A 20,412-nucleotide genomic window follows, 5' to 3' on the forward strand; every position below is an offset into this window, starting at 1 on the left:
AACACCGGCAACGACGCCGGTCGCCCCCGCTCACAACCCCGATGAAACATCGAGGCTAGCGTGAAGGCTATAATGCCGGCTGGCAACCATGGGGGCGAATCGACGTCGCGGAGGCCCCGCAACGCGGGCGAGGGCTGACAGAAGCGGTTAGCACTACCGAGGACAATCTGCAGATGGCGAGCGCCCTGCTGCTGTGGCGCAGGGCGCTGGCGCGGCATCACCCGGGCAGGCTCTTCACGGCCATGACAGTGGCACTCGGCGCCAACCGTCTCGCGGAGGTCTCCTCTCTGCGGGCCGGGATTGAGGCGTATAACCCGGTCGGCTCCGACACGACGCGCTCCCGACCGCTGACAGTGCTGGCAGGCGATGTGGATGCAGCGAAGGGGCCGATCGGTGCGGCCCGTTAAGCTGCGCGGACGACGGTTTTGTGCCTGGCTGGGAAGCGTGCGACGAGAGCGGCCCATCGACCGTCGATCTGGATGCGACGCTGGTGACCGCGATCTGTAGGAAGCACGAGCAGATGAAGAGCCTGCTGTTGCTCCGGTAGCTGAGCCCCAATCCACAGGTCTTGACAATTCCTCCTCCAAGAGCATCCGGGCGCACTCCCGCGCGTTACTCCGAGCCGTGTGACGCAGAGGGCCGTCACTCGAAAGAGCGCGCCAATCCACCCCGGGAGCAGACTGAGCCTTTTCGATCAGCTCCCGAACCGAGAGCACCCTGCCTCCGAAGCGCACCGCATCCACTCCCTTCCGGTGCCACTCGCCATCAGCTCGACCGTATCCACCAGCCCACACCCCTCAGACAGAGCTGGTCGGGCAGTCATGTGAGAGCTCCGCATGCATCAGACCTGGTCAGGCTGCGCAGATTTACCCTCAAGCCGGGCACTCCGTACGCATCACCCCAGGTCAGGATGCGCTGATTTACCCTCACGCCAGCCTCTCCAACTGCGTCACCGCAGGTCAGGCCGCGCTGATGTGGTCTCAGTGCTCGCTGGGTGAGGACCCTGACCCCGACTACTGGGGTGCTAGCGCCGTTGCATCAACGGTCGAGCACGAGAACAAAGTTCGAACTTCCGGGGCTCACTCTGCTAGAGTTGGCGGCATGACTACCCCTCTGCGCATGCCTGCCACGGTCGCGACGAAGAAGGGTGCTGGGTTCTTGGCAGAGAAGGCTGCTGAGCGCACTGTCGTCCTGACCAATCACGGCAAGCCGACCGCGGTCGTGATGAGTCCTGAGCACTTCGACGAGCTGGAGAGGTCTTTGCGGCACGCCGCGGACCGTCTCGTCCAGGGAGTTACCGACCTGGTCGCTGAGAGGTCTGAGTTCTCTCGCGTGGACGAGGTGCGCGAGCGGCTGCATGCGCGCCGGTGAACACTTCCCGGATGATCAGGCTGAGCTGGTGCTATCTAGCCACGTGGAGGAGTGGATCGCGGAGCATGTCGAGCAGTCGCAGTGGGACGAGGTGCTCGATGACCTCACTGCTCTCTTCGCGAAGCCCTGGGGGAAGCATCCGCTGTCCAACGCCCTCGCGGGACTGAACACGGCCTCGACGCTGCGCGGGGATCACCGGATCGTCTTTCGCTCCACCATCTCCCCGGAGGGCACGGGACTGATCGAGGTCGTCGCGATCGGGCCGCGCAGCAACAACCGCGTCTACGACGCCGTGAACGCGCTCGTGGCCAGCGGAACGCTCGACCAGGACGTCGTCCAGAGCATCTGGGACATGCTCGAGGTATACGAGGCGACCGCGCAGAAGCACGGCTTGGAACTGTGGGACTACCGCCCCGAGCCCCCACCCGCGGGGCTCGTGAAGTCCGTTGTCGCCGTCGGTGCGCTCGACCAGGACGTTGCCGATCTCCTCTCGGCTGATGAGCTGAACGCGGCACTGGCGCACGCCTGGGACCCCGCCAGCGGCGCACTGGACCCCGGACGGGCACTCAGAGCCGCACTGGATCGAGTGGCGGGCAGCTCCGACCCAGAGCGGATCCTGGCCCAGCGCGAGCAACCGCGCTGCAACGCCTTCATGCCCCGCGCCAAAGCGCCATGCATCCGCCGCCGCCACCACCCCGGCGCCCACCGCGCCGCCCCCTAACTCCTCTCCCCGCGCCCCGACGGCTCTCCGGCGCCTTCTGCGAGCGGCGGGGACATCACAGGAGGGGGCAGCTCGGCCGCCCCCTCCTGTGCACTCATCGCCGGTGCCGTCCGCCTCGGTCCCGACGACCCCTACCCCGCTCAGTCTCGAGCAGCCGCAGCACAGCCGCGCCGAGGTTGAGCATCGCCGTCACCAGTGCCACCACCATGACCAGCGCCTCTGCGATCGCCCGACCACCTCCTCCCGCCGCGTGGGTACGCCACCCTAGCGCCGGACAACCACGCCCGAGCGGCCGCCTAACCCCTCTATACCCCTGCAGTTTCGACCATGACCAGGACGCTCATCCCACTCCCTCGCGGGACCACAGACCTGGTCCGGGCTGGAACCGCCGGTCGGTCCTCCGAAGTCGGGGACGCTCCTGTCGGGTACGGCTCCCGGCGCGCCCCTCTTCCCTCGGCCTCGAAGCCGACTACGCCGCCCTGTCTCACCCGTCGTGCTCCTCGCTCAGCGTCGACCGGGGTTCGCGCGGCGGATCGCCTCGTGCCAGTACGGCTCCACGCGTCCGCGTCGGGCGCGGTCTTTCGCGCCCTCGAGGTGTACCCGGGCGGATACCCAGGACATCACGTGGGGCTTGGCGAGTTCGATGCGGTCCAGCCACTCGTCGACGGTGAGGAGCAGCCGCTCCCCGCCCACGATGACCTGCACAGACTCGTCCGGAACGTTGGGGTCTCGCCAGCTGTGGTTCATGGTCACCGTGGTGCCGCCTGCGACGGCGCGCTGGTAGTCGGCGACGACCGACTCGGCCGCGCCGAGCAGGTCCTTTTGCGCGTAGTAGCGCGGGTATCTCGCGCGCATCTCGCTCGACCGCCCGGAGGGCGGAGCGGGATAGGGAGTGAAGGGCTGGGGGCTCACGGGGCTCAGTGTGCGCTCGGGGCCGGACAGCCAGGCGCCGGCGGGCTCAGTCGGCGTCGAGCGGTGCGATGAGCGAGGGGTCCGTGCGGTCGAGGGTGCGGACGTTGTTGACCTGGCGGTCTACCGGCACGGTCACCAGCTCGGCGGCCATGGTGGTGGAGACCTGGTCGAGCTGCGCGAGGAGAGGGTCCTTCTGCGCGGGCTCGAGCTTCCCGGGGACGAGCCACTCGGCGACAGCGTCCTCAGTGAGGAAGACGGGCATGCGGTCGTGGACCTCGCCGCTGGCGTCCCTCGCCTCGCGCGTGACGATGGTGAAGGTGACGTCCCAGCCCTCCCCGTCCTCGCTCTTACGGGCGGCAGTGAGGCCGGCCGCGTGCAGCAGCTCGCCCTCGGGGTGGTGGATGAAGTAGGGGTCCTTGCCGCCGTCGTCGGCTTCGACCCATTCGTAGTAGCCGGTCATCGGGACCACGGCGCGGCCGCTGGAGAAGGGGCCACGGAACATGCCATTGGTCGCGATCGTCTCCAACCGGGCGTTGATGGGTCGGGGCCCCTTGTCCTTCGCCCACGACGGGTGCAGGCCCCAGCGCGCGAGCTCGAGACTGCGCTGCTGCTCGCCTTCGTCGTCGACGAACTCTCGCACCACGGGGGCTTTCGTCCGTGGAGCGATGCTGTAGACCGGCTCCCACTCGCCAGCGCGGTCGCGGCTGGTCGCTACGTAAGAGCGCAGCAGACCGCCTGCTCTGCCGGGGGAGAGATTCATTCGGCTGAGCATTGTTCTCAGGGTTCTGCGTCAGTGCCGGATGAGGCGCGGGCCCGGGACGCACCTCACGGTCGATGCCTACTACGTGAGTCCGTGGCGCGCCGAAGCCTCGAGTTCTATATAGCTAAGTTGAAGCTTCGAGGCTATCGTCGTGCCATGTCCGTCGATGAGCTGTCTGCGAGTGCCCAGAACTATCTGAAGGCGATCTGGGGGTTGTCCGAGTGGAGTGACGAGCCAGTGACGTTGAAGCTCATCGCGCAGCGGACCGGTGTTGCCCTGTCGTCCGCTTCGGATGCGGTGCGGAAACTGACTGAGCAGGGTCTTCTGTCTCACGCGAGGTATGGCTCGGTCGAGTTGACGGAGGTCGGTCGTTCGTACGCGCTGGTGATGGTGCGGCGGCATCGCTTGATCGAGACGTTTCTGGTGGAGACCCTCGGGTATCGGTGGGACGAGGTCCACGAGGAGGCCGAGCAGCTCGAGCACGCCGTCTCGGACTTGATGGTGGAGAGGATCGATGACGTTCTGGGTCGCCCCCGGCGTGACCCGCACGGTGATCCAATCCCTGCAGCGGACGGAACAGTGACCGTGCCTGATGCGCGGCGTCTCACCGACGTCGGAGCGGAGGGCAGGTTTGTGGTCGAGCGGATCTCGGACACGGACCCGGCGATGTTGCAGTTCTTCGAGTCCCAGGGCATCGGAGTCGGGGCCACGCTTGTGGTCGCGGCGGGAGCGCCGTTCTCCGATGCGCTGGAAGTTCGTTCTGGAGAAGTGGGCTCGCCAACGTTGCTGGGACGCTCTGCGACAGATGCCCTCTACGTCTCTGCGGGGCCTACCTGATCCTCACGCCGGCGAGCCGTATCGCGTCGATACCGGCGAGCTCCGACCTTCTTGCTGAGCAGGCCGTGCTTGGGACTGATGAGGTAGACGAGTGCGAAGGCGCATCCCTGGGTGAGGACGACGAGGCCGCCGGGTGAGGCGTCGACCCAGTAGCTGATGTAGATCCCGACCACGGAACAGAGTGACGAGAGGACCGGCGCGATCACGAGCATCCGCCCGAAGCGGTCGGTGAGCAGGTAGGCCGTCGCTCCGGGAATGATGAGCATCGCGACGACGAGCACCACTCCCACGACCTGGAGAGCGGCAACTGCGGTCAGCGCCAGAAGACCCAGCAGCAGCGCGCCGAGGAATCGGGGAGACAGGCCGATGGCGTGGGCGTGTGTCGGGTCGAAGGCATAGAGCGTGAGGTCGCGACGTTTGAACACCAGGGCGATGAGAGCCACGGTTGCCAGGATCGCGATCTGGACGAGATCTGCGCGGGAGACGCCGAGGATGTTGCCGAAGATGATGTGATTGAGGTCGGTCTGGCTGGGTGTGACCGAGATCAGGACCAGCCCCAGGGCGAAGAGAGTGGTGAAAACGATGCCGATGGCCGCGTCCTCCTTCACGCGGCTCGTCCCACGGACGAGACCGATCATTCCGACCGCCAGGAACCCGAAGACGACCGCACCGATGGCGAAAGGGACGCCGAGGATGTAGGCGATGACGACTCCGGGGAGGACGGCGTGAGATACGGCATCCCCCATGAGCGACCATCCGATGAGCACCAGCCAGCACGACAGCAGTGCGCACACCACGGCAGCGATCACGGTCGTGACGAGCGCACGGGTCATGAAGTCGTAGGAGAGCGGCTCGAGGAGCCAGTCGAGCGGCGTCATGCGGCACCCTCCTGCTGCAGAACGTCCAGACCGAAGGCGAGAGCGAGCCTCTCGGGCGTGAGGGCCTCGTCCACCGGGCCGTGGAAGAGGATGGTTCGCAGCAGCAGCACGGCGTCGTCGGCCAGCTGCGGCAGAGCATGGAGGTCGTGGGTGGAGACAAGGACGGTGCGGCCGTCGTCCGCGAGTGCGCGGAGAAGATCGACGATGGTGGCTTCGCTGCGCTTGTCGACGCCGGCGAAGGGCTCATCCAGCAGCATGATCCGTGCGTCTTGGGCGATCCCGCGGGCGACGAAGGCGCGCTTCTTCTGCCCGCCGGAGAGCTGGCCGATCTGCCGATTCGCGTACTCCGTGAGCTCCACCCTCTCCAAGGCTTCGTCCACAGCGATGCGGTCAGCGGGCCGAACACGGCGCGTGGCGCCCTGGTGGCCGTACCTTCCCATCATCACGACGTCTCGGACAGAGACGGGGAAAGCCCAGTCGACGTCCTCGCTCTGGGGGACGTATCCGACGAGCCCTCGCCGCCTGGCCTGCGCCGGCTGCGCGCCATTCAGCAGGACGCTGCCTGCTTCAGGCCGGACCATTCCGGTGATCGCCTTGAACAAGGTGGACTTCCCGGAGCCGTTCATTCCGATCAACCCCGTCACCGCACCCGCCCGCACCGCAACAGATACGTCGTCGAGGGCGAGCACATCGCCGTAGCGGACGGTGACACCTTTGACATCGATCGCCGCTGTCGTCATGAGTCCTCCCCGGTGAGTCCCGCAGTGATGGTGTCCGCATCGTGGCGGATCAGATCCAGGTACGTGGGCACCGGGCCACCTTCCTCGGAGAGCGAGTCCACATACAGCGTCCCTCCGAAGCGTGCATCCGTAGCACCCACGACCTGCTGCATGGGGTCGTCGGAGACCGTCGACTCGCAGAACACGGCGGGGACCTCGTTCTCGTCGACGAACTCGATCGCGGATGTGATCTGCTGCGGAGTGGCCTGCTGCTCGGCGTTGACGGGCCAGATGTACTTCTCGGTCAGCCCAGCATCTCGGGCGAGGTAGGAGAATGCGCCCTCGCAGGTCACCAGCGCTCTCTGGCTGGTCGGGAGATCGTCGAGCTCGCCCGTCAGGTCATCTTGGACCTGCTGGAGCTGCTGCTTGTAGGTCTCCCCGTTCCTCTCGTAGTCCTCAGCGTGTTCCGGGTCGAGATCGCTGAACGCTGCGACCATGTTGTCGACGTACACCTGCACGTTCTTCGGGCTCATCCAGGCGTGCGGGTTGGGCTTGCCCGCGTAGGCGTCGCCGGTGATGTCGATGGGATCGATCCCCTCCGAGACCACGACGTGGGGCACATCGACGTCCTCGACGAACTGGCCGAACCACACCTCCAGGTTCAAGCCGTTGTCCAGGATCAGGTCGGCATCCGAGGCCTTCCGGATGTCTCCCGGCGTCGGCTCGTACCCGTGGATCTCCGCGCCAGGCTTCGTGATCGACTCGACCACGAGATGGTCGCCCGCAACATTCTCCGCGATGTCCTCCAACACGGTGAACGTCGTCAGGACTACCGGCTTCCCACTGTCGGCAGCATCCTGCCTGGCTCCACCTGAGCAGCCGGTGAGCACCAGCGCCGCACTCGCAACGACCGCGCCGAGCACAGCCTTCCATCGCCCTCGCACCTGCATCAGTGACCTCTCTCCGCTCACGACCACACGCGTGGTCACTTCTAGACGCCCAGATCCTAAGGTTCGACACGCCGAAGTTTCAAACCCGGCGTGGCGTACGCTTGAGGGCCGTCGGGCTTGATATCACTACATGTGGCACCCCCGCGGAGTGCGGACCCAACATCTAGTAGTTCAAGGTCGGGTCGAGTGTGACGACGACGAAGGAGGGATCGATGACGGCAGGCATCGAGCGCGCAGCACCGGGACTCGGAACACGTGACCTGACGCCACAGGAGTCCGCAGATCTCGTGTTCTTCTCCAGCGTCTCCGAGAACACGCTGCGCTTCGTGGAGAGGCTGGGGCGGCCTGCGGTGCGGATCCCGCTCCGACCCCGCATCGAGGGCATGATCCGCGTATGCCGCCCCTTCGTTCTGGTGGTCCCCACCTACGGCGGCGGCGAGCAGGCCGGGGCCGTACCGAAGCAGGTCATCGCCTTCCTCAACGATCCCGCCAATCGTGCTCTGCTGCGCGGGGTCATCACCGCAGGCAACACCAACTTCGGCGAGCACTACTGCCTCGCCGGCCCAGTCATCTCCCGAAAGTGCGGCGTCCCAGAGCTCTATCGCTTCGAACTCCTGGGCACCCAGCGCGACATCGAGCGCGTGAACGAAGGGCTCGACCGCTTCTGGGCACGAACCGCCACGACGAACGACAAGAACAACGAACAGAGGAGAACAGCATGACCGCCACAACAGCCGTAGAAGGCTCCATCACCCCTCCGGCATACCGACACCACCCCAGCGCACCGCTGCGTCCGATCAACTGGAACCGCGTGAGCGACGAGAAGGACCTCGAGATCTGGAACCGCCTGACCGCGAACTTCTGGCTGCCCGAGAAGGTGCCCCTGTCCAACGACCACCAGGCCTGGCAAGCACTCGCGCCCCATGAACGAACCCTCACCATGCGAGTCTTCACCGGCCTCACCCTGCTCGACACCGTGCAGGCCACCGTCGGGGAGATCTGCCAGATCCAGGACGCCCGCACAGAGCACGAGGAAGCCGTCTACACCAACATCGCCTTCATGCAGTCCGTCCACGCCCGCTCGTACTCCTCGGTGTTCTCGACCCTGACCAGTACCCGAGAGATCGATGAGGCCTACCGCTGGGCGATCGGCAACGACCTGCTTCAAGCGCGATGCAAGAAGGTGCTCCAGCACTACTACGGGCCCGACCCGTTAAAGCGGAAGGTGTCCTCCACCCTGCTCTCCAGCCTTCTGCTCTACGCCGGCTTCTACCTGCCGCTGCACTTCTCCGTGCACGCCACCCTGACCAACACCGCCGACATGATCCGACTCATCCTGCGCGACAAGGCCGTGCACGGCTACTACTCGGGCTACAAGTACCAGCGCGGCCTCGAGGCTCACCCCAACCGCCGCGACGAGATGAAGGAGTTCACGTACACCCTGCTCGAAGAGCTCTACGAGCTCGAGCTCGACTACTCCGGCGAGCTCTACGAACCCCTCGGGCTAATGGACGATGTCGCCGCATTCGTGCGCTACAACGCGAACAAATCCCTCATGAACCTCGGCTACCCGGCACGGTTCACCGCCGACGAGACGTCAGTCAGCCCAGAGATCCTCGCCGCGCTCGCCCCCAACGCCGACGAGAATCACGACTTCTTCAGCGGAAGCGGATCGTCGTACATCATCGGCAAGGCCGAGCACACCAGCGACGACGACTGGGACTTCTAGACACGCAGACTCACCTGTCGGACTCGAAGCGGTACCGCGCTTGCCCCGGATCGCTACGACCCGGGGCAAGCACTCAGCGCAGACCGTGCTGCGGCAGACCTGAACCCGTCCGCAGGTCTGCCGCAACGGCTCGCCTGGCCACTCGCACTCAGATTGCCGGGGGAAGGAATCATTCGCCGCTGCACTATTCATCCGAGAGAGATGCTCGCAGTTCGGGGTAGTTACCCCATCTCGAGCCGGTGCGGGCGGCGTGCCTGATAGCGGTTCCAATGTTGATCCCGAGGGTGTCTGCGACGACGCTGGCGGGCACGGTCTGGACGAGCTGATCGATACGGGCGTTCTGCGTCCTGCGAGCATCGATTTTGTGCGGTGCGAGATGGAGCGTGACGATCGCTTCGCTGACATGGAGATGGGGCGTTGTTCCAGGGAAGAGCCAATCGGGGCCTCCACCGACGAAGGTCCGTTGTTCCTCGAGCTCGCTAACGTAGCGGCGGAGGAGTTCGGCGATCGGCTCGGGCAGAGCGAGAGGCGTGCGCCCGAAGGTGATGCTCAAAGTCGTCTCGTGACCTGAGACGTCTGATTGGCGGAGGCGGACGCAGTCGCTGATCCGTTGCGCGAAGACGAGCACCAGCAAGCCGATGATGCGGCTTGCGGACGGGATGGACGTGTCATCGAGAAGCTCATCGACTTTCCGCCAGATGGTGTCCTCCGGGACAGAGGGGGCGGGCCGAGCTTGCGGGCGATGAGGCGGCATGAGGGGTCTGGTCAGCTTCTGCCGGATCGCCCAATTGAGGAAGGTGGCGACCGCTCCCTGGGAGCGGTGATGGGTGAAGAATCGATCTACGGAGCGCTGGTCCAACGTCCCCATCTGAACTCCCTGATCATCCAGCCAGACCAGGAAGGAGGCGATCTTGCGCAACGCGGACCATCGAGCGTTGAACATGCCGACGGTCAGGGGCTTTTGCGCGCGCCGCTGCCTGGTCTGGCGGAGGACTTGCCAACGGAAGTACTGGTTGATGATCTGCGCGTGGTGGGAGGGGAGGTCGTTGACGAGATGCTCAGCAAGTATCTCGAGGTCGTTGAGCCGGACGTCGATCGTGGGGAGGGTTTCGGCACTGATGAGCATGTGGCGCAGATACCGCACGCGAGGCGAGAGTGGGAGGGCGTCGAGTGTGTCGTGACTGATCTGCACCTCGCCAGTAGCCATGGCACGCAGAGTCTTTCCGATCGGCGATCTTCGCAGCCATCGCACCACCGCGCGCGGGTCACGTGCAGCCATGAGGTGGCCGTAGAGGCTAGCGAGGCCAGGATGGATATCGCCGTTCTCGTCAGCGAGGACCTCGCGGAGGCGTTCGGCCAGTCGACAGGTGCCGCACTGAGATCCAGTGAGCTGTTCCTCGCTTCCGCAAGTGATGCACGCGAACCGCGGAGGTTCGCCAGCACAGGGCGCGCAGACGATGCGTCGCTCCGAGTCGTAGAAGGCCAGGACCTTGACCTGAGCGCACCCGGGACAGGATCCGGGATGTCGGCGGAGTCTTGAGTAGCAGGCGTTGCAGATTCGCTGCTCGAGAATCGAGTAACGGGCTGCGACATGGCGAGCACATTCGTCGCAGCCGACCTGGTGACCACGTGTGCTCCCAGGCGGGGTCATTCGTGCGGGCGGTGCAGCTTGGCGGGGATGGGGCGAAGCTCGCCAATCGCAGGCCCGGAGGCCTCTGGAGCGCCAGCAACTCGGCGAGGACGCACGCTCTGGACCTTCGGGATCTCGATGAGATCGTTGGGTGTGCACTCGAGGATCCGGCAGAGGGCGGCGAACACTTCGACGTTCAGCCTCTCGGGCGTCTTCGTCACCAACCGGAACACTTGCTCGCGCGAGAGCTGCACTCCCTGGGCGCGCAACGGTGCGATCAGATCTGTCGTCTGGAACATCCCAGCCGCAGCCATCATCGGGCGTAGATTCCAGGTGATCGGGATGTCAGAGTCGGGAGTCGTCGGCATCGGGTCCTCCATAGATCCGGGAGAGGGCTTGGTTGATCATGCGGTTCTTGAAGTCGTCACCGACGGACGTGTAGATGGCGGTTGTCGAGGCGTAGGCGTGCCCGACCTGGTCCTGCACGAACTTCTCGGCGTATCCCCATTCGATGAGGTTGGTGACGTACGTGTGGCGCAGGGCATGGACACTGAGCTCCGGCGGCAGCCCCGCTTCGTCGCGGAGCTGCGCGAAACGCAGGTCGATGTAGCGCAGAGAGACGCGCGTGCCTCGCTCGGTCGGCCACAGCGGTCCCGACAAGTCCGCAGTGAACCGGGACCGGGCCTGGTCGACCCATTGGGCCAAACCTTCCGTGATCCAGTCCAGCTCAGGGAGCGTGAGCACCGAACGTCGACGCGGGCCTGAGCCGTGAGAGCCCTTGCCCCAGCGCACGTCGACCGCCCCGAAGCGTCCGAACCGCGGGGCAGCACCGTTGGGCCGCAGATCAGCTACATCCAGACCGACGGCCTCGGCCCTGCGTAGTCCGTAGGCGTAGATGGTCTTGAAGATCTGGGAGTCACGCAGCGCGGCGAGGGCACCCTTTCGACCCTGCCGAAGGATTGTCTCGACGCGGTGGTCGGCCACCGCGAAGAGCTGCTCGAGCTCGTCGTAGGTGAGTGCTCGCCGCTGTGGGCGGCCTTCGTAATCGACCAGGTGTGCGAGCGTGTTCCACTCGTGGCAGATCTGCTGTGGCGCGGTTCCGAAACGTTCTTCACAGTCCGCCGCCCACCGGTACCGAGGATCGGTGAGGTAGTCGCAGAACAGGCGGATGATGGAGTGATACCCCCGGATCGTCGAGGGAGTCGCCGGACTCTGCCCAGACTTCGCCCGGGTCGTGAAGTCCTCCAAGTCCCCCGGCGACCACTCCCACGGGTAGCGGCCAACAAACTCTTCAAACCTCCTAACGACCAGCTCGCGACCGCCGATCGTCCGCTCAGTCAGGCCTCGACTGATCTGCTGATCAGCCCAGCCCGAGAGCATCGCCTCGAACACGAAGCGATGCTCATCCAGCGCCCGCACGTTGCGGAGCTGTCGAAGCGGAGACACTCCACGGATGCCCATGTCCACCACTCCAGTATTGCATCTATTGCATCATTGATGCATCTCGGCTCGCGCGTTCGTGGTCGTCTCCGACCTAGCTCCTTGCCCCCGAGGTGCCGGGCCTGCGGAAGGGCGGAGCGTTTGGATGTTTTGGAGGCGGAGGCTGTTGTGGACGACGAAGACGGAGGAGAGGGACATCGCGGCGGCTGCGATGAGGGGGTTGAGTAGTCCGATCGCGGCGATCGGGATGGCGGCGATGTTGTAGGCGAAGGCCCAGATGAGGTTGGTGCGGATGGTGCGGTTGGTGGCGCGGGCGAGGGTGATGGCGTCGGCGATCGCGTAGAGATCATCCCGGACGAGGATGATGTCGGCAGTCTTGAGGGCGACGTCGGTGCCGGTGACGATTCCGAGTCCTAGGTCGGCGGCTGCGAGGGCGGGGGCGTCGTTGATGCCGTCGCCGACCATGGCGACTCGGTGTCCCTCGTCCTGGAGTTGTTCGATCACGGCGACCTTCTCGGTGGGCAGGACGCCGGCACGGACGTCCGGGATGCCGAGGGAGCCTGCTACCCGTTCGGCAGCTGCCGGGGTGTCACCCGTGAGGAGCACCGTCCGCAGCCCCAGCTCGTGCAATGCGGCGACGGCCTCCACGGCATCCGGCTTCATCACGTCGGAGAGAGTGATCACCCCGATGGCCTCCGTGCCTCGTGCGACCAGCGCTGTGGAGTGCCCTGCCCGCTCGGCATCATTGACGGTCTCCGCCAGCGGCTCGCTGACGTGGGCGCCGCGCTCACGCAGGAAGGCCGGGCTGCCGACAGCGATGCTCTCCCCGTCGATCGTTGCACTGATCCCGTGACCGGGGGAGACGATGTGCTCGGTGGCCGTGGGGATGTCGGCCACCATGGTCGCGGCGTGGGTGCGGAGTGCTTCGGCGACGGCATGTTCGGAGGATGCTTCGACGCCGGCAGCCAGGCGCATGAGCTGCTCGGCGGTGACACCGTCTGCATGGATGCCGACCACGCGCGGGGCGCCGAGCGTGAGGGTTCCGGTCTTGTCCAGGACGACGGTGGTGACCTTGCCGCTGGCTTCCAGCGCGTCCTGTCCCTTGACCAGGACCCCGAGCAGCGCGCCGCGTCCGACGCCGACCATGAGCGCCGTGGGGGTGGCGAGGCCGAGGGCGCAGGGGCAGGCGATGATCAGCACGCTGATCCCGTTGGTCACCGCTGTGGACACGTCTGCACCGGCAAGGAGCCAGGCAAGCGCGACGAGCACGGTGAGGACGAGGACGACGGGCACGAAGACGCGCACCACGGCGTCGACGAGGTGCTGGGCCTGGGCCTTGCGGATCTGCGCCTGCTCTGCGACGGCGGCCATCTGTGCGAGCTGCGTGTGGGCACCCACCCGGGTCGCCTCGAGGGCGAGGATCCCGTCCGCGGAGACGGAGCCGCCGATGACCTCGTCGCCCGGCCCGACCGTGCGGTGGAGTGACTCGCCGGTCATGGCGCCCGTGTCGAGCGAAGCAGTGCCCTCGATGACCCGGCCATCGACGGCGATCGTCTCGCCGGGGCGCACGAGCACGACGTCCCCGGTGCGGAGCTCCTCGACCGGCACCATCGTCTCGACCCCGTCACGTCGACGGCGGGCCTCCCGTGCCCCGAGGGCGGACAGCGCGCCGAGCACGTCGCCGGCGCGGCGCCGGCTGCGGGTCTCGAAGTAGCGGCCCGCGAGCTGGAAGGTCGTCAGTCCCGCGGCGACATCGAGGTACAGGGCGTTGGCGCCCTCGGGGACCTCGCCGATGCCGAGCCACACGCCGTCGGCGGCGTCGATGCCCGCGAGCATCGAGACCAGGGCCCAGCCGAACGAGGTGAGGATGCCGATGGAGACGAGAGTGTCCATGCTGACGGAGCGGTTCTGCAGGTTCCTCCAGGCAGCCCGGTGGAAGGGCCATGCCGCCCACGTGATGACGGGGACCGCGAGGAGGACGCACAGCAGTTCCCAGCCGGGGAACCGCCATTGCTCGACGAGTGCGAGGGCGATGGTGAGGTCCATCAGGGGGACGGTGAGCAGTGCTGCGGTGATGAGTCTGCGCCGCAGGCTCACGATGCGGTTCTCGTTGGCGCGGCGCGACCACTCGTCGTCCTGGTCGTCGTGCTCGGCGGCGTCATACCCGGCGCCGCGGATGACATCGATCGCGTGCGCCGGTGAGGTGATGCCCGTGACGACGGCGCGCTCGGTGGCGTAGTTGACGGTGGCGCTGACGCCGTCGAGCTTGTTCAGCTTCCGCTCGATGCGATTCGCGCATGCCGCGCAGGTCATCCCGGAGACGTCGAAGGTGTACCGCTCCTCCAGGGAGAGGGCTGGTGGGGCGGCCTGTGCGGTGGGGGTGTGGTTCATCGGGTGCGCTCCCTGTCCGAGAGTCTCTTGAGCATGTCGTTGTAGGCGTCGAACTCGGTGTCCAGGCCGCGGTCGAGGTGCCGATCCCGGCGACGGGCCTCCTTGTCGTCCTGGCGCGCCCATTGGATGCACAGTGCGACGATCGCGATGATCAGCGGGATCTCCCCACCCGCCCAGGCCACCGCGCCGGCCATCTTCTGGGACTCCCACAGGTTCGCCCACGGCAGTGCGAGGTAGTCGTAGTAGGTCTGGGCGAACAGCGTGGGCGAGGAGTAGATGGCCACTCCGAAGAAGGCGTGGAAGGGCATCGCGGCGAAGGTGTAGCCGAGCTTCCCGATATGGGGCAGCGGGCGCGGCGGACGGTCCACACCGATGATCAGGCTGTAGTACGCGTACCCCGTGGCCAGGAAGTGGAGGTTCATCAGCTGGTGCGCCCAGTGGAAGCGCATCATCGTGCCGAACAGCGGAGTGAAGTACAGGCCGTAGTAGGAGCCGATGAAGATGACGAACACGACCGCCGGGTGGTAGAGGGTCCGCAGCAGCCGCCAGTGCAGGATCTGCGTCACCCATGAGTGCACGCCCGCCCGGCGTCGATCCGCGCGTGCGGTGCGCAGGATCAACGTGATCACCCCGCCCTGGACCAGGAGGATCGGAGCGAGCATCGACAGGCTCATGTGCACCACCATGTGCACGCCGAAGTCGGGGGCGGAGTACTTTCCGAACCCGGAGCTCGTGGCCGCGAGGACGACCAGCCAGCCGCCACACCACAGCAGTACGCGGCTGATGGGCCATCTCGTGCCCCGGCGGCGCAGGACGATCACCATCGCGAGATAGGACGCGATGCCGACGACGGCGAGGACGGCGAACAGCAGGTTGAGCCTCCCTGTGCTCATCAGCGTCGCGAAGGTCGGCGCATCCGGCACCTCGAACCCCATGAACACCTCAGGGATGCTCGTGGGCACGAAGTACTGCGGTGGCGGAATGCGAGTCATCGCCGCACCGATCGCCACCCACACGGTGATCAGCAGGGCCGGGACCGCCATCCGGTGAGAGCCCCTGCGCCGCATCACCACGAGAGAGACAACGAGCGCTGCCAGAAGAGCAAGACGCACCAGGGTGAGAACGCCGGTCACGCTCGCCCACGGATCGCTCCCGGCAAGTTTGAACCACGTCACCACGAGCTCCGCCGCGAGCACGGCGACCGCCCCGACCAGGCCGACGCGGAGGACGAGCCCCTCGTCGAGAGGGCCCCTTTCCCCGCTGCGGATCAGCCGCACCGCGGCGGTGACCAGGACCGGTCCGAGGAGGACTCCTGCCGCGATGGTCTGGAGCGCGCCGGCATCCCCGCCGATGTCATGGTTCGGACCGACGAGGATCTGCCCCACCACCACCGGCGCCAGCGCGCCGATGATCCCCGCCCACAGCCCCGGCAGCAGCGTCGTCCAGCGCGTGCCCCAGTAGGAGCACAGCCACAGGACCAGCGCTCCGAACAGGGTCACGGTCCATGCCCGGGGCATGTAGCCGAACGTGTAGAGCGGTCCGAACGCACCTGGCTCCAGGAGGCGGCCCAGCTCGACGCCGTTGGACTCGGGTGCAGCGACGATCAGGTTCGCCGCCGCCAGCACGGTCCAGGCGCCCGACGCCCAAGTGAGGAGGCGCAGGTCCGGGCCGAATCGCAGCCGGCCTGCCTCGCTCTTCCCGCGCGGATGCAGGAACAGCACCGCGACGACGGCGCCCAGGGAGGTCACGGCCGCGAGGTCTGCGGCACCGCGCAGCGCGGCGGCAGTCACGGCCGTCCCTGTTCCGGGGAACCCTCGGTGGATGTCCTCGTACACGGAGGGGCCGCCGAGCAGGTTCGCGGCCATCGCAGGAAGTATTGCGACGAGGAGCGCGCCGAGCGCGAAGGCCACTGCTCTCTGCTTCACCACGCCGACTCTACAAGATGTCGAATACTGGTCTCGGGGCGACAGGTCGCGATGTCGCGGACGTCTCCCGTGCGCCACTCAGCGATGCTCGGGGCGCAGATGTCCGCTTGGGGTGCGCGAAGACGGCAAGGCGTCCGGCGCGCAGTGCTGTGGGTGGAGTGCGCTGACTCGAGCGGCGCGAACTCCGAGCTCGCGGGAGGGGGTGAGGCGGTTGAGAGCGGCCAGGGCCGCCCGCAGGTGGGCCGGACCTACCTTCGAGGCTGCAGCGTCATCCGCGGCCAGCTCGGTGAGCAGCGTGATCCGTGAAGCGAGCTCTCTTCGCAGGCCGGAACGTTTGGGCAAGCACGCCGTGTGCCACGCTCCAAGCCTCCTCAGTAGTGTGTGGTGCTGTCTGAGATGCGCTGCCTCATGGGCGAGAACAGCGGATAGGTAGGAGGGCGGCAGTGCGTGCTGGACAGCGCGCGAGACGAAAATCGTTGACGGCGTGCCCGGTATAGCCACGGCCACATAGCGCGGGTCCTCGATCTCCACGACGGTGATGGTGCCCATCTGCCAGGAGTCTGTCCGCCGGCGGGAGAGCAGTTCGGTGATGCTTGGCCGATCGTCATCTTCCTCGCCGAGATCGACCCGGCGCAGCTGGGTAAGGGACCCCGCGATACCAAGACCTCCGAGCCCGGCCCAGGCGATGAGCGTCAGGGCCAGCCCCTCGATCGGGGCGCCAGCAGAGCTCGTCGACAGCGACAGCGCGGACGCGACGAGAACGGCCACGATCGTGACGACTAGTCCCAGTGCGCCGGTGAGAGCCCACGCCGCCAGCGCGCGACGCGGACGACGGATCTGCCACGTCCCACGAGTGAGAAGACACGCCGAGAGCGGGACCGCGGCGAGGCCTGTCACTAACGGCCCGACGATCGCCCAGATCATCATCGTTCCCGGCGAGAACGCCGTGAGGTGATCGCATCCATCACCAGATCGAGGTCGGCCTCGGAGAGGTTGTTTGTGAAGGCCATCAGTGCATCCTCGCGGTCCTGGGCGTCCTCGAGCACCTCGACCATGTCGGCGGCGTGCGCCTGCGCGCTACTGACGGCTGCTTCGAAGGTGACCCGCCGGGGGGAGAGGGCTCGTCGGGTGACCATCCCTTTCGTCTCGAGCCGGGACAGCACCGTCAGGACCGTGGTCTGGGCGGGTGCGGGGTCATCGAAGGTCACCTGGATCGCGCTGGCACTAAGTGGTGCGGCGGCGGTCCACAAGGCGCGCATCACCAGAGCCTCTAGCGCTCCGGCAGACCGAGATCTCACACCCGCCATGACCCCACCGCTTCCTGCTGTCTGTACGCCTGCAGCGTGCCACACGGTATCGCAGCCCAGCGGACTCGCCGCACCCTATTATTTCTACGGCGTGTAGAGTTCGGGATCGTGATTGAGTCTCCCTGGTCCTTCGTGCTGACCGCCATCTTCCTCGCAACGGCCGTACTCTGCGCACTGCACCTCGCGCAGAGCCATCGCACGCCCGCCGCAGTGACCACCGAGTCCGTGCACGCCTCCCACAATGGGCCGATAGCGACGGCAGTGCACGTGAACCACCTCGTGATGAGCCTGGCGATGCTGCTGATGGTGTGGCGACCAGTCGGCACGGCCGGGACCTGGATTCAGGTCGCCCTCTTCGCGCTCTTTGGCGTTGTGATGCTGCTCGGCCTACCCGCTGTCCACGCCGTGGGTGAGCGTGCCGGAGTGGTCAGCCACGTGATTCTTAACGCCGCGATGATCTGGATGCTGCTGGCGATGCCGCTGCTGATGGGCCACGCCATGGAAGGTTCTGCCGATGCGCACGCCGGACACCACGGCGGCGGTACCGGGGACGAGATGGCGATGGAGATGACCCCGACCCCCGTCTGGGCGGAGGCAGTCAATTGGGGGGCCGTCGTGCTCAGCGCCGTGATCGCCGTGTGGTGGCTCGTGCGCCTTCTCCGCGATCCGGCGCACCGCGCCCACTCAGCCTGCCACCTCCTCATGGCCGCAGGCATGGCGCTCATGCTCGCCCTCATGTGAGCTCAGCTCACGCCACCTCCCCGTCACCGCGAAAGGCCCGACCTGATGGCCACCCAAGCCCCGCCCCGCCCCACCGGAGGCAACACCTCCCGTCCGCGCCGGCTGCGCGACGAGCTGCGAGAGCTCACCCTCCGCCTGCACTTCTACGTCGGGCTGTTCATCGCTCCGTTCCTCCTCGTCGCCGCCGCGACCGGCATCCTCTATGCGCTGACCCCGCAGATCGAACAGGTCGTCTACGACAAGGAACTCCACGCCAGCGCCCCAGCGGGCACAGAGATGGTGCCACTGGCGCAGCAGATCGAGGCCGCGCAGAGCGAGGTCACCGACGGCACGATCACGCAGATCCGCCCGCCCAAGGACTCCGAGTCCACCACTCGTGTCACGTTTGATTCCCCCTCCGCTCGCGAGGATCGGCAGCTCACCGCTTTCGTCGACCCCTACACCGGGGAGGTGACTGGCGTGCTGAACACCTTCGGGGAGTGGCTGCCGCTGCGGACCTGGTTCGACGATCTCCACCGCAACCTCCATCTCGGTGACGCCGGCCGTTGGTACAGCGAGGTCGCCGCCAGCTGGCTCTGGGTCCTCGCCCTCAGCGGACTCATCATCTGGGTCACCCGCAAGGTCCGCGCCCGCACCGCCCGCGCCTACCTCCTTCCCCAGCGGAAAGGACCGCAGCGCCAGCGCTCCATGAGCCTGCACGCCACCATCGGCGTCTGGGCCGCGATCGGACTGTTCTTCCTCTCCGCCACCGGACTGACCTGGTCCCAGTTCGCGGGCGGCAACTTCAGCGCGCTGCGTCAGAGCCTGAGCTGGTCAACGCCCTACCTCTCCTCCGAGGCGGCGACCACCACCCCGGTCGCCGAAGCGGAGGTCCCTGCCACCGCGCAGAGCGTGCTCGACGTGGCCCGTGCCGAGGGCCTGACGGACCCGGTGGCGATCACCCCGAGCACCGACGGAGGGGCGTGGGTGGTCTCCCAGGTGCAGAGGTCCTGGCCCTTGAAGCAGGACTCCATGGCGATCGACCCCGCCTCAGGAACAGTCGTCGAGACCGTGCGCTTCGCCGACTGGCCCGTCGCCGGGAAGCTCGCCGAAGCCGGCATCTCCTTCCACATGGGCATCCTCTTCGGCTGGCTCAACCAGCTCCTGCTCATCGCCATCGCAGGAGCCGTCATCACGCTCATCGTCATCGGGTACCGCATGTGGTGGCGACGCCGCCCCAAGCCACCGCGTACCGGGCTTCCTACCGCTCCCGGGCGCCGGGTCGACACCACCGCGGCCTACGGCATCCTCATCGCGATCGCCGCAGTCTTCGGCCTCGCACTCCCCCTGCTCGGAGTCACCCTCGTCGCCTTCGTAGCCTTCGACCTCGCCAGAACCATCATCCGGAGCGCAACCGCTCGGCACGAGTAGACATGAGCTAGAGGTCAACACACCGCATCACTGCCCTCGGCTACGAGCGGAGACCGCCAGCATCGCAGTAGCGACGTGAAAACAGTGAGATCTGATGCGGACGCCGGATCCGCTGAAATCGGACCCCTGAGGCGCAGGGGGCACTACACGTGGCAACCTGCGACTGCCTAGACTCGCCCACGTTGCACCTGACGGACAATGCTCAGACCGAATGCCAGCGTGAATCTTCCGCACATTGCTGAACCTCCGTTGGGTCGATGGAGAGAGTCTAGGACGGAGCAGTAAGCAGGGTTCTTGGAGATCTGTTCGGTACTATCGCGCTATTCAGTCCAGAACCATGCAAGGAGCACAAGAATGGCGCGCAAGACTCAGGTAATCCTCACCGACGATACTGACGGCTCGGAAGCCACCGGCACGGTGAGCTTCGCCCTGGATGGCGTCTCTTACGAGATCGACCTCAACGACGACAACGCCCAGCAGATGCGCGAACAGCTCAGCGAATGGACCAGTAAAGCCCGCCGTGTCGGGGGACGACGTATCCCCGGCACCCGAGGTGTGGGTTCCTCAAGCGATGCTGGCAAGATTCGCGCCTGGGCGAACCAGAACGGTTACGAGGTCAGCGAACGGGGCCGTATTCCCAAGGAGATCCGCGACGCGTACGACGCAGCGCACTGACCGCACCGACCCGTCG

General features: G+C 66.5%; 21 protein-coding genes. 9 read left to right on the top strand and 12 right to left on the bottom strand.

The genetic code is table 11. The features are described 5' to 3' along the window. The first annotated feature begins 173 nt into the window (after positions 1-173). From INT51_RS21075 to INT51_RS21085, 3 genes are all read left to right on the top strand, one after another. A complete protein-coding gene (locus tag INT51_RS21075) occupies positions 174-407 on the top strand; it encodes a hypothetical protein (RefSeq protein ID WP_114359129.1) in 234 nt (77 codons plus the stop codon). A gap of 694 nt (positions 408-1,101) precedes the next feature. Further along, complete coding sequence (locus tag INT51_RS21080) at positions 1,102-1,371, top strand: type II toxin-antitoxin system prevent-host-death family antitoxin (RefSeq protein ID WP_193107382.1); 270 nt, start codon at positions 1,102-1,104, stop codon at positions 1,369-1,371. Further along, complete coding sequence (locus INT51_RS21085; protein WP_193107383.1) at positions 1,358-2,092, top strand: hypothetical protein; 735 nt, start codon at positions 1,358-1,360, stop codon at positions 2,090-2,092. The genes INT51_RS21080 and INT51_RS21085 overlap by 14 nt, the downstream gene beginning before the upstream one ends. A 504-nt stretch (positions 2,093-2,596) precedes the next feature. Here INT51_RS21085 and INT51_RS21090 read toward each other — a convergent pair. Together INT51_RS21090 and INT51_RS21095 are read right to left on the bottom strand one after the other, a co-directional pair. Continuing rightward, entirely contained in the window at positions 2,597-3,004 is a 408-nt protein-coding gene (locus tag INT51_RS21090) for a hypothetical protein (protein WP_193107384.1), read from the bottom strand. 46 nt (positions 3,005-3,050) lie between these two features. Continuing rightward, positions 3,051-3,764 carry an SOS response-associated peptidase gene (locus INT51_RS21095; RefSeq protein WP_226986027.1) on the bottom strand — a complete coding sequence of 238 codons (714 nt, stop codon included), beginning with the start codon at positions 3,762-3,764 and terminating at the stop codon, positions 3,051-3,053. A 156-nt stretch (positions 3,765-3,920) separates the two neighbouring features. Here INT51_RS21095 and INT51_RS21100 point away from each other — a divergent pair, with 156 nt between their 5' ends. Further along, positions 3,921-4,601, top strand: coding sequence for a metal-dependent transcriptional regulator (locus tag INT51_RS21100; protein WP_102237455.1), 681 nt, complete (start codon positions 3,921-3,923; stop codon positions 4,599-4,601). Here the strand turns inward: INT51_RS21100 and INT51_RS21105 are convergent. From INT51_RS21105 to INT51_RS21115, 3 genes are read right to left on the bottom strand one after another with little or no spacing between them, the layout of a single operon-like run. Further along, positions 4,577-5,479, bottom strand: coding sequence for a metal ABC transporter permease (locus INT51_RS21105; RefSeq protein WP_193107385.1), 903 nt, complete (start codon positions 5,477-5,479; stop codon positions 4,577-4,579). The two genes, INT51_RS21100 and INT51_RS21105, sit on opposite strands and share 25 nt — an antisense overlap. Next, a complete protein-coding gene (locus INT51_RS21110; RefSeq protein ID WP_193107386.1) occupies positions 5,476-6,219 on the bottom strand; it encodes a metal ABC transporter ATP-binding protein in 744 nt (247 codons plus the stop codon). The genes INT51_RS21105 and INT51_RS21110 overlap by 4 nt, the downstream gene beginning before the upstream one ends. Further along, positions 6,216-7,148 carry a metal ABC transporter substrate-binding protein gene (locus tag INT51_RS21115; RefSeq protein WP_193107406.1) on the bottom strand — a complete coding sequence of 311 codons (933 nt, stop codon included), beginning with the start codon at positions 7,146-7,148 and terminating at the stop codon, positions 6,216-6,218. The genes INT51_RS21110 and INT51_RS21115 overlap by 4 nt, the downstream gene beginning before the upstream one ends. A 212-nt stretch (positions 7,149-7,360) precedes the next feature. On the opposite strand from INT51_RS21115, the gene nrdI reads away from it, so the two are divergent. Both nrdI and nrdF read left to right on the top strand, forming a co-directional pair. Then, positions 7,361-7,870: a class Ib ribonucleoside-diphosphate reductase assembly flavoprotein NrdI gene (gene nrdI / locus INT51_RS21120; protein WP_102237451.1), complete on the top strand. Its 510-nt coding sequence runs from the start codon at positions 7,361-7,363 to the stop codon at positions 7,868-7,870. Further along, positions 7,867-8,877, top strand: a complete 1,011-nt coding sequence (gene nrdF / locus INT51_RS21125) for a class 1b ribonucleoside-diphosphate reductase subunit beta (RefSeq protein WP_193107387.1) — start codon at positions 7,867-7,869, stop codon at positions 8,875-8,877. The genes nrdI and nrdF overlap by 4 nt, the downstream gene beginning before the upstream one ends. Before the next feature lie 184 nt (positions 8,878-9,061). Here nrdF and INT51_RS21130 read toward each other — a convergent pair whose 3' ends face one another. The 7 genes from INT51_RS21130 to INT51_RS21160 form a co-directional block, all read right to left on the bottom strand. After that, positions 9,062-10,156 carry a hypothetical protein gene (locus tag INT51_RS21130; RefSeq protein ID WP_147271634.1) on the bottom strand — a complete coding sequence of 365 codons (1,095 nt, stop codon included), beginning with the start codon at positions 10,154-10,156 and terminating at the stop codon, positions 9,062-9,064. A gap of 368 nt (positions 10,157-10,524) precedes the next feature. Then, positions 10,525-10,875 (bottom strand): helix-turn-helix transcriptional regulator, encoded by a 351-nt coding sequence (locus tag INT51_RS21135; RefSeq protein WP_096166878.1) that lies wholly within the window; start codon positions 10,873-10,875, stop codon positions 10,525-10,527. Further along, complete coding sequence (locus INT51_RS21140; RefSeq protein WP_226851124.1) at positions 10,853-11,968, bottom strand: tyrosine-type recombinase/integrase; 1,116 nt, start codon at positions 11,966-11,968, stop codon at positions 10,853-10,855. Before INT51_RS21140 ends, INT51_RS21135 begins: the two co-directional genes overlap by 23 nt. Positions 11,969-11,998: 30 nt before the next feature. Beyond that, the gene (locus INT51_RS21145) at positions 11,999-14,338 is read right to left on the bottom strand and encodes a cation-translocating P-type ATPase (RefSeq protein WP_226986028.1); all 2,340 of its coding nucleotides are present in this window, start codon (positions 14,336-14,338) and stop codon (positions 11,999-12,001) included. Beyond that, on the bottom strand, positions 14,335-16,263 hold the full coding sequence (locus tag INT51_RS21150; protein ID WP_258772473.1) for a cytochrome c oxidase assembly protein: 1,929 nt from the start codon (positions 16,261-16,263) through the stop codon (positions 14,335-14,337). The genes INT51_RS21145 and INT51_RS21150 overlap by 4 nt, the downstream gene beginning before the upstream one ends. A 78-nt stretch (positions 16,264-16,341) precedes the next feature. Continuing rightward, positions 16,342-17,187: a M48 family metalloprotease gene (locus INT51_RS21155; RefSeq protein ID WP_193107388.1), complete on the bottom strand. Its 846-nt coding sequence runs from the start codon at positions 17,185-17,187 to the stop codon at positions 16,342-16,344. Next, positions 17,187-17,570: a BlaI/MecI/CopY family transcriptional regulator gene (locus INT51_RS21160; RefSeq protein WP_096166792.1), complete on the bottom strand. Its 384-nt coding sequence runs from the start codon at positions 17,568-17,570 to the stop codon at positions 17,187-17,189. The genes INT51_RS21155 and INT51_RS21160 overlap by 1 nt, the downstream gene beginning before the upstream one ends. Before the next feature lie 108 nt (positions 17,571-17,678). Here INT51_RS21160 and INT51_RS21165 point away from each other — a divergent pair, with 108 nt between their 5' ends. The 3 genes from INT51_RS21165 (at position 17,679) to INT51_RS21175 (ending at position 20,396) form a co-directional block, all read left to right on the top strand. Next, positions 17,679-18,311 carry a DUF5134 domain-containing protein gene (locus tag INT51_RS21165; protein ID WP_114306490.1) on the top strand — a complete coding sequence of 211 codons (633 nt, stop codon included), beginning with the start codon at positions 17,679-17,681 and terminating at the stop codon, positions 18,309-18,311. Positions 18,312-18,356: 45 nt separating this feature from the next. Further along, positions 18,357-19,721, top strand: coding sequence for a PepSY domain-containing protein (locus INT51_RS21170; protein ID WP_114306491.1), 1,365 nt, complete (start codon positions 18,357-18,359; stop codon positions 19,719-19,721). 354 nt (positions 19,722-20,075) lie between these two features. Beyond that, positions 20,076-20,396, top strand: a complete 321-nt coding sequence (locus tag INT51_RS21175) for an Lsr2 family protein (RefSeq protein ID WP_193107389.1) — start codon at positions 20,076-20,078, stop codon at positions 20,394-20,396. Positions 20,397-20,412 lie beyond the last annotated feature (16 nt).

The organism is Brachybacterium sp. FME24, from assembly GCF_014897705.1.
Lineage (GTDB): Bacteria > Actinomycetota > Actinomycetes > Actinomycetales > Dermabacteraceae > Brachybacterium.

What these genes read in the sequence shown, in the direction of transcription:
- INT51_RS21075 (WP_114359129.1), top strand. Translation starts at nt 174, where the DNA reads ATGGCGAGCGCCCTGCTGCTGTGGCGCAGGGCGCTGGCGCGGCATCAC.
- INT51_RS21140 (WP_226851124.1), bottom strand. Translation starts at nt 11,968, where the DNA reads ATGGGCATCCGTGGAGTGTCTCCGCTTCGACAGCTCCGCAACGTGCGG.
- INT51_RS21100 (WP_102237455.1), top strand. Translation starts at nt 3,921, where the DNA reads ATGTCCGTCGATGAGCTGTCTGCGAGTGCCCAGAACTATCTGAAGGCG.
- nrdF (WP_193107387.1), top strand. Translation starts at nt 7,867, where the DNA reads ATGACCGCCACAACAGCCGTAGAAGGCTCCATCACCCCTCCGGCATAC.
- INT51_RS21085 (WP_193107383.1), top strand. Translation starts at nt 1,358, where the DNA reads ATGCGCGCCGGTGAACACTTCCCGGATGATCAGGCTGAGCTGGTGCTA.
- INT51_RS21095 (WP_226986027.1), bottom strand. Translation starts at nt 3,764, where the DNA reads ATGAATCTCTCCCCCGGCAGAGCAGGCGGTCTGCTGCGCTCTTACGTA.
- INT51_RS21130 (WP_147271634.1), bottom strand. Translation starts at nt 10,156, where the DNA reads ATGGCTGCACGTGACCCGCGCGCGGTGGTGCGATGGCTGCGAAGATCG.
- INT51_RS21080 (WP_193107382.1), top strand. Translation starts at nt 1,102, where the DNA reads ATGACTACCCCTCTGCGCATGCCTGCCACGGTCGCGACGAAGAAGGGT.
- INT51_RS21160 (WP_096166792.1), bottom strand. Translation starts at nt 17,570, where the DNA reads ATGGCGGGTGTGAGATCTCGGTCTGCCGGAGCGCTAGAGGCTCTGGTG.
- INT51_RS21170 (WP_114306491.1), top strand. Translation starts at nt 18,357, where the DNA reads ATGGCCACCCAAGCCCCGCCCCGCCCCACCGGAGGCAACACCTCCCGT.
- INT51_RS21110 (WP_193107386.1), bottom strand. Translation starts at nt 6,219, where the DNA reads ATGACGACAGCGGCGATCGATGTCAAAGGTGTCACCGTCCGCTACGGC.
- INT51_RS21175 (WP_193107389.1), top strand. Translation starts at nt 20,076, where the DNA reads ATGGCGCGCAAGACTCAGGTAATCCTCACCGACGATACTGACGGCTCG.
- INT51_RS21155 (WP_193107388.1), bottom strand. Translation starts at nt 17,187, where the DNA reads ATGATCTGGGCGATCGTCGGGCCGTTAGTGACAGGCCTCGCCGCGGTC.
- INT51_RS21105 (WP_193107385.1), bottom strand. Translation starts at nt 5,479, where the DNA reads ATGACGCCGCTCGACTGGCTCCTCGAGCCGCTCTCCTACGACTTCATG.
- INT51_RS21145 (WP_226986028.1), bottom strand. Translation starts at nt 14,338, where the DNA reads ATGAACCACACCCCCACCGCACAGGCCGCCCCACCAGCCCTCTCCCTG.
- INT51_RS21135 (WP_096166878.1), bottom strand. Translation starts at nt 10,875, where the DNA reads ATGCCGACGACTCCCGACTCTGACATCCCGATCACCTGGAATCTACGC.
- nrdI (WP_102237451.1), top strand. Translation starts at nt 7,361, where the DNA reads ATGACGGCAGGCATCGAGCGCGCAGCACCGGGACTCGGAACACGTGAC.
- INT51_RS21115 (WP_193107406.1), bottom strand. Translation starts at nt 7,148, where the DNA reads ATGCAGGTGCGAGGGCGATGGAAGGCTGTGCTCGGCGCGGTCGTTGCG.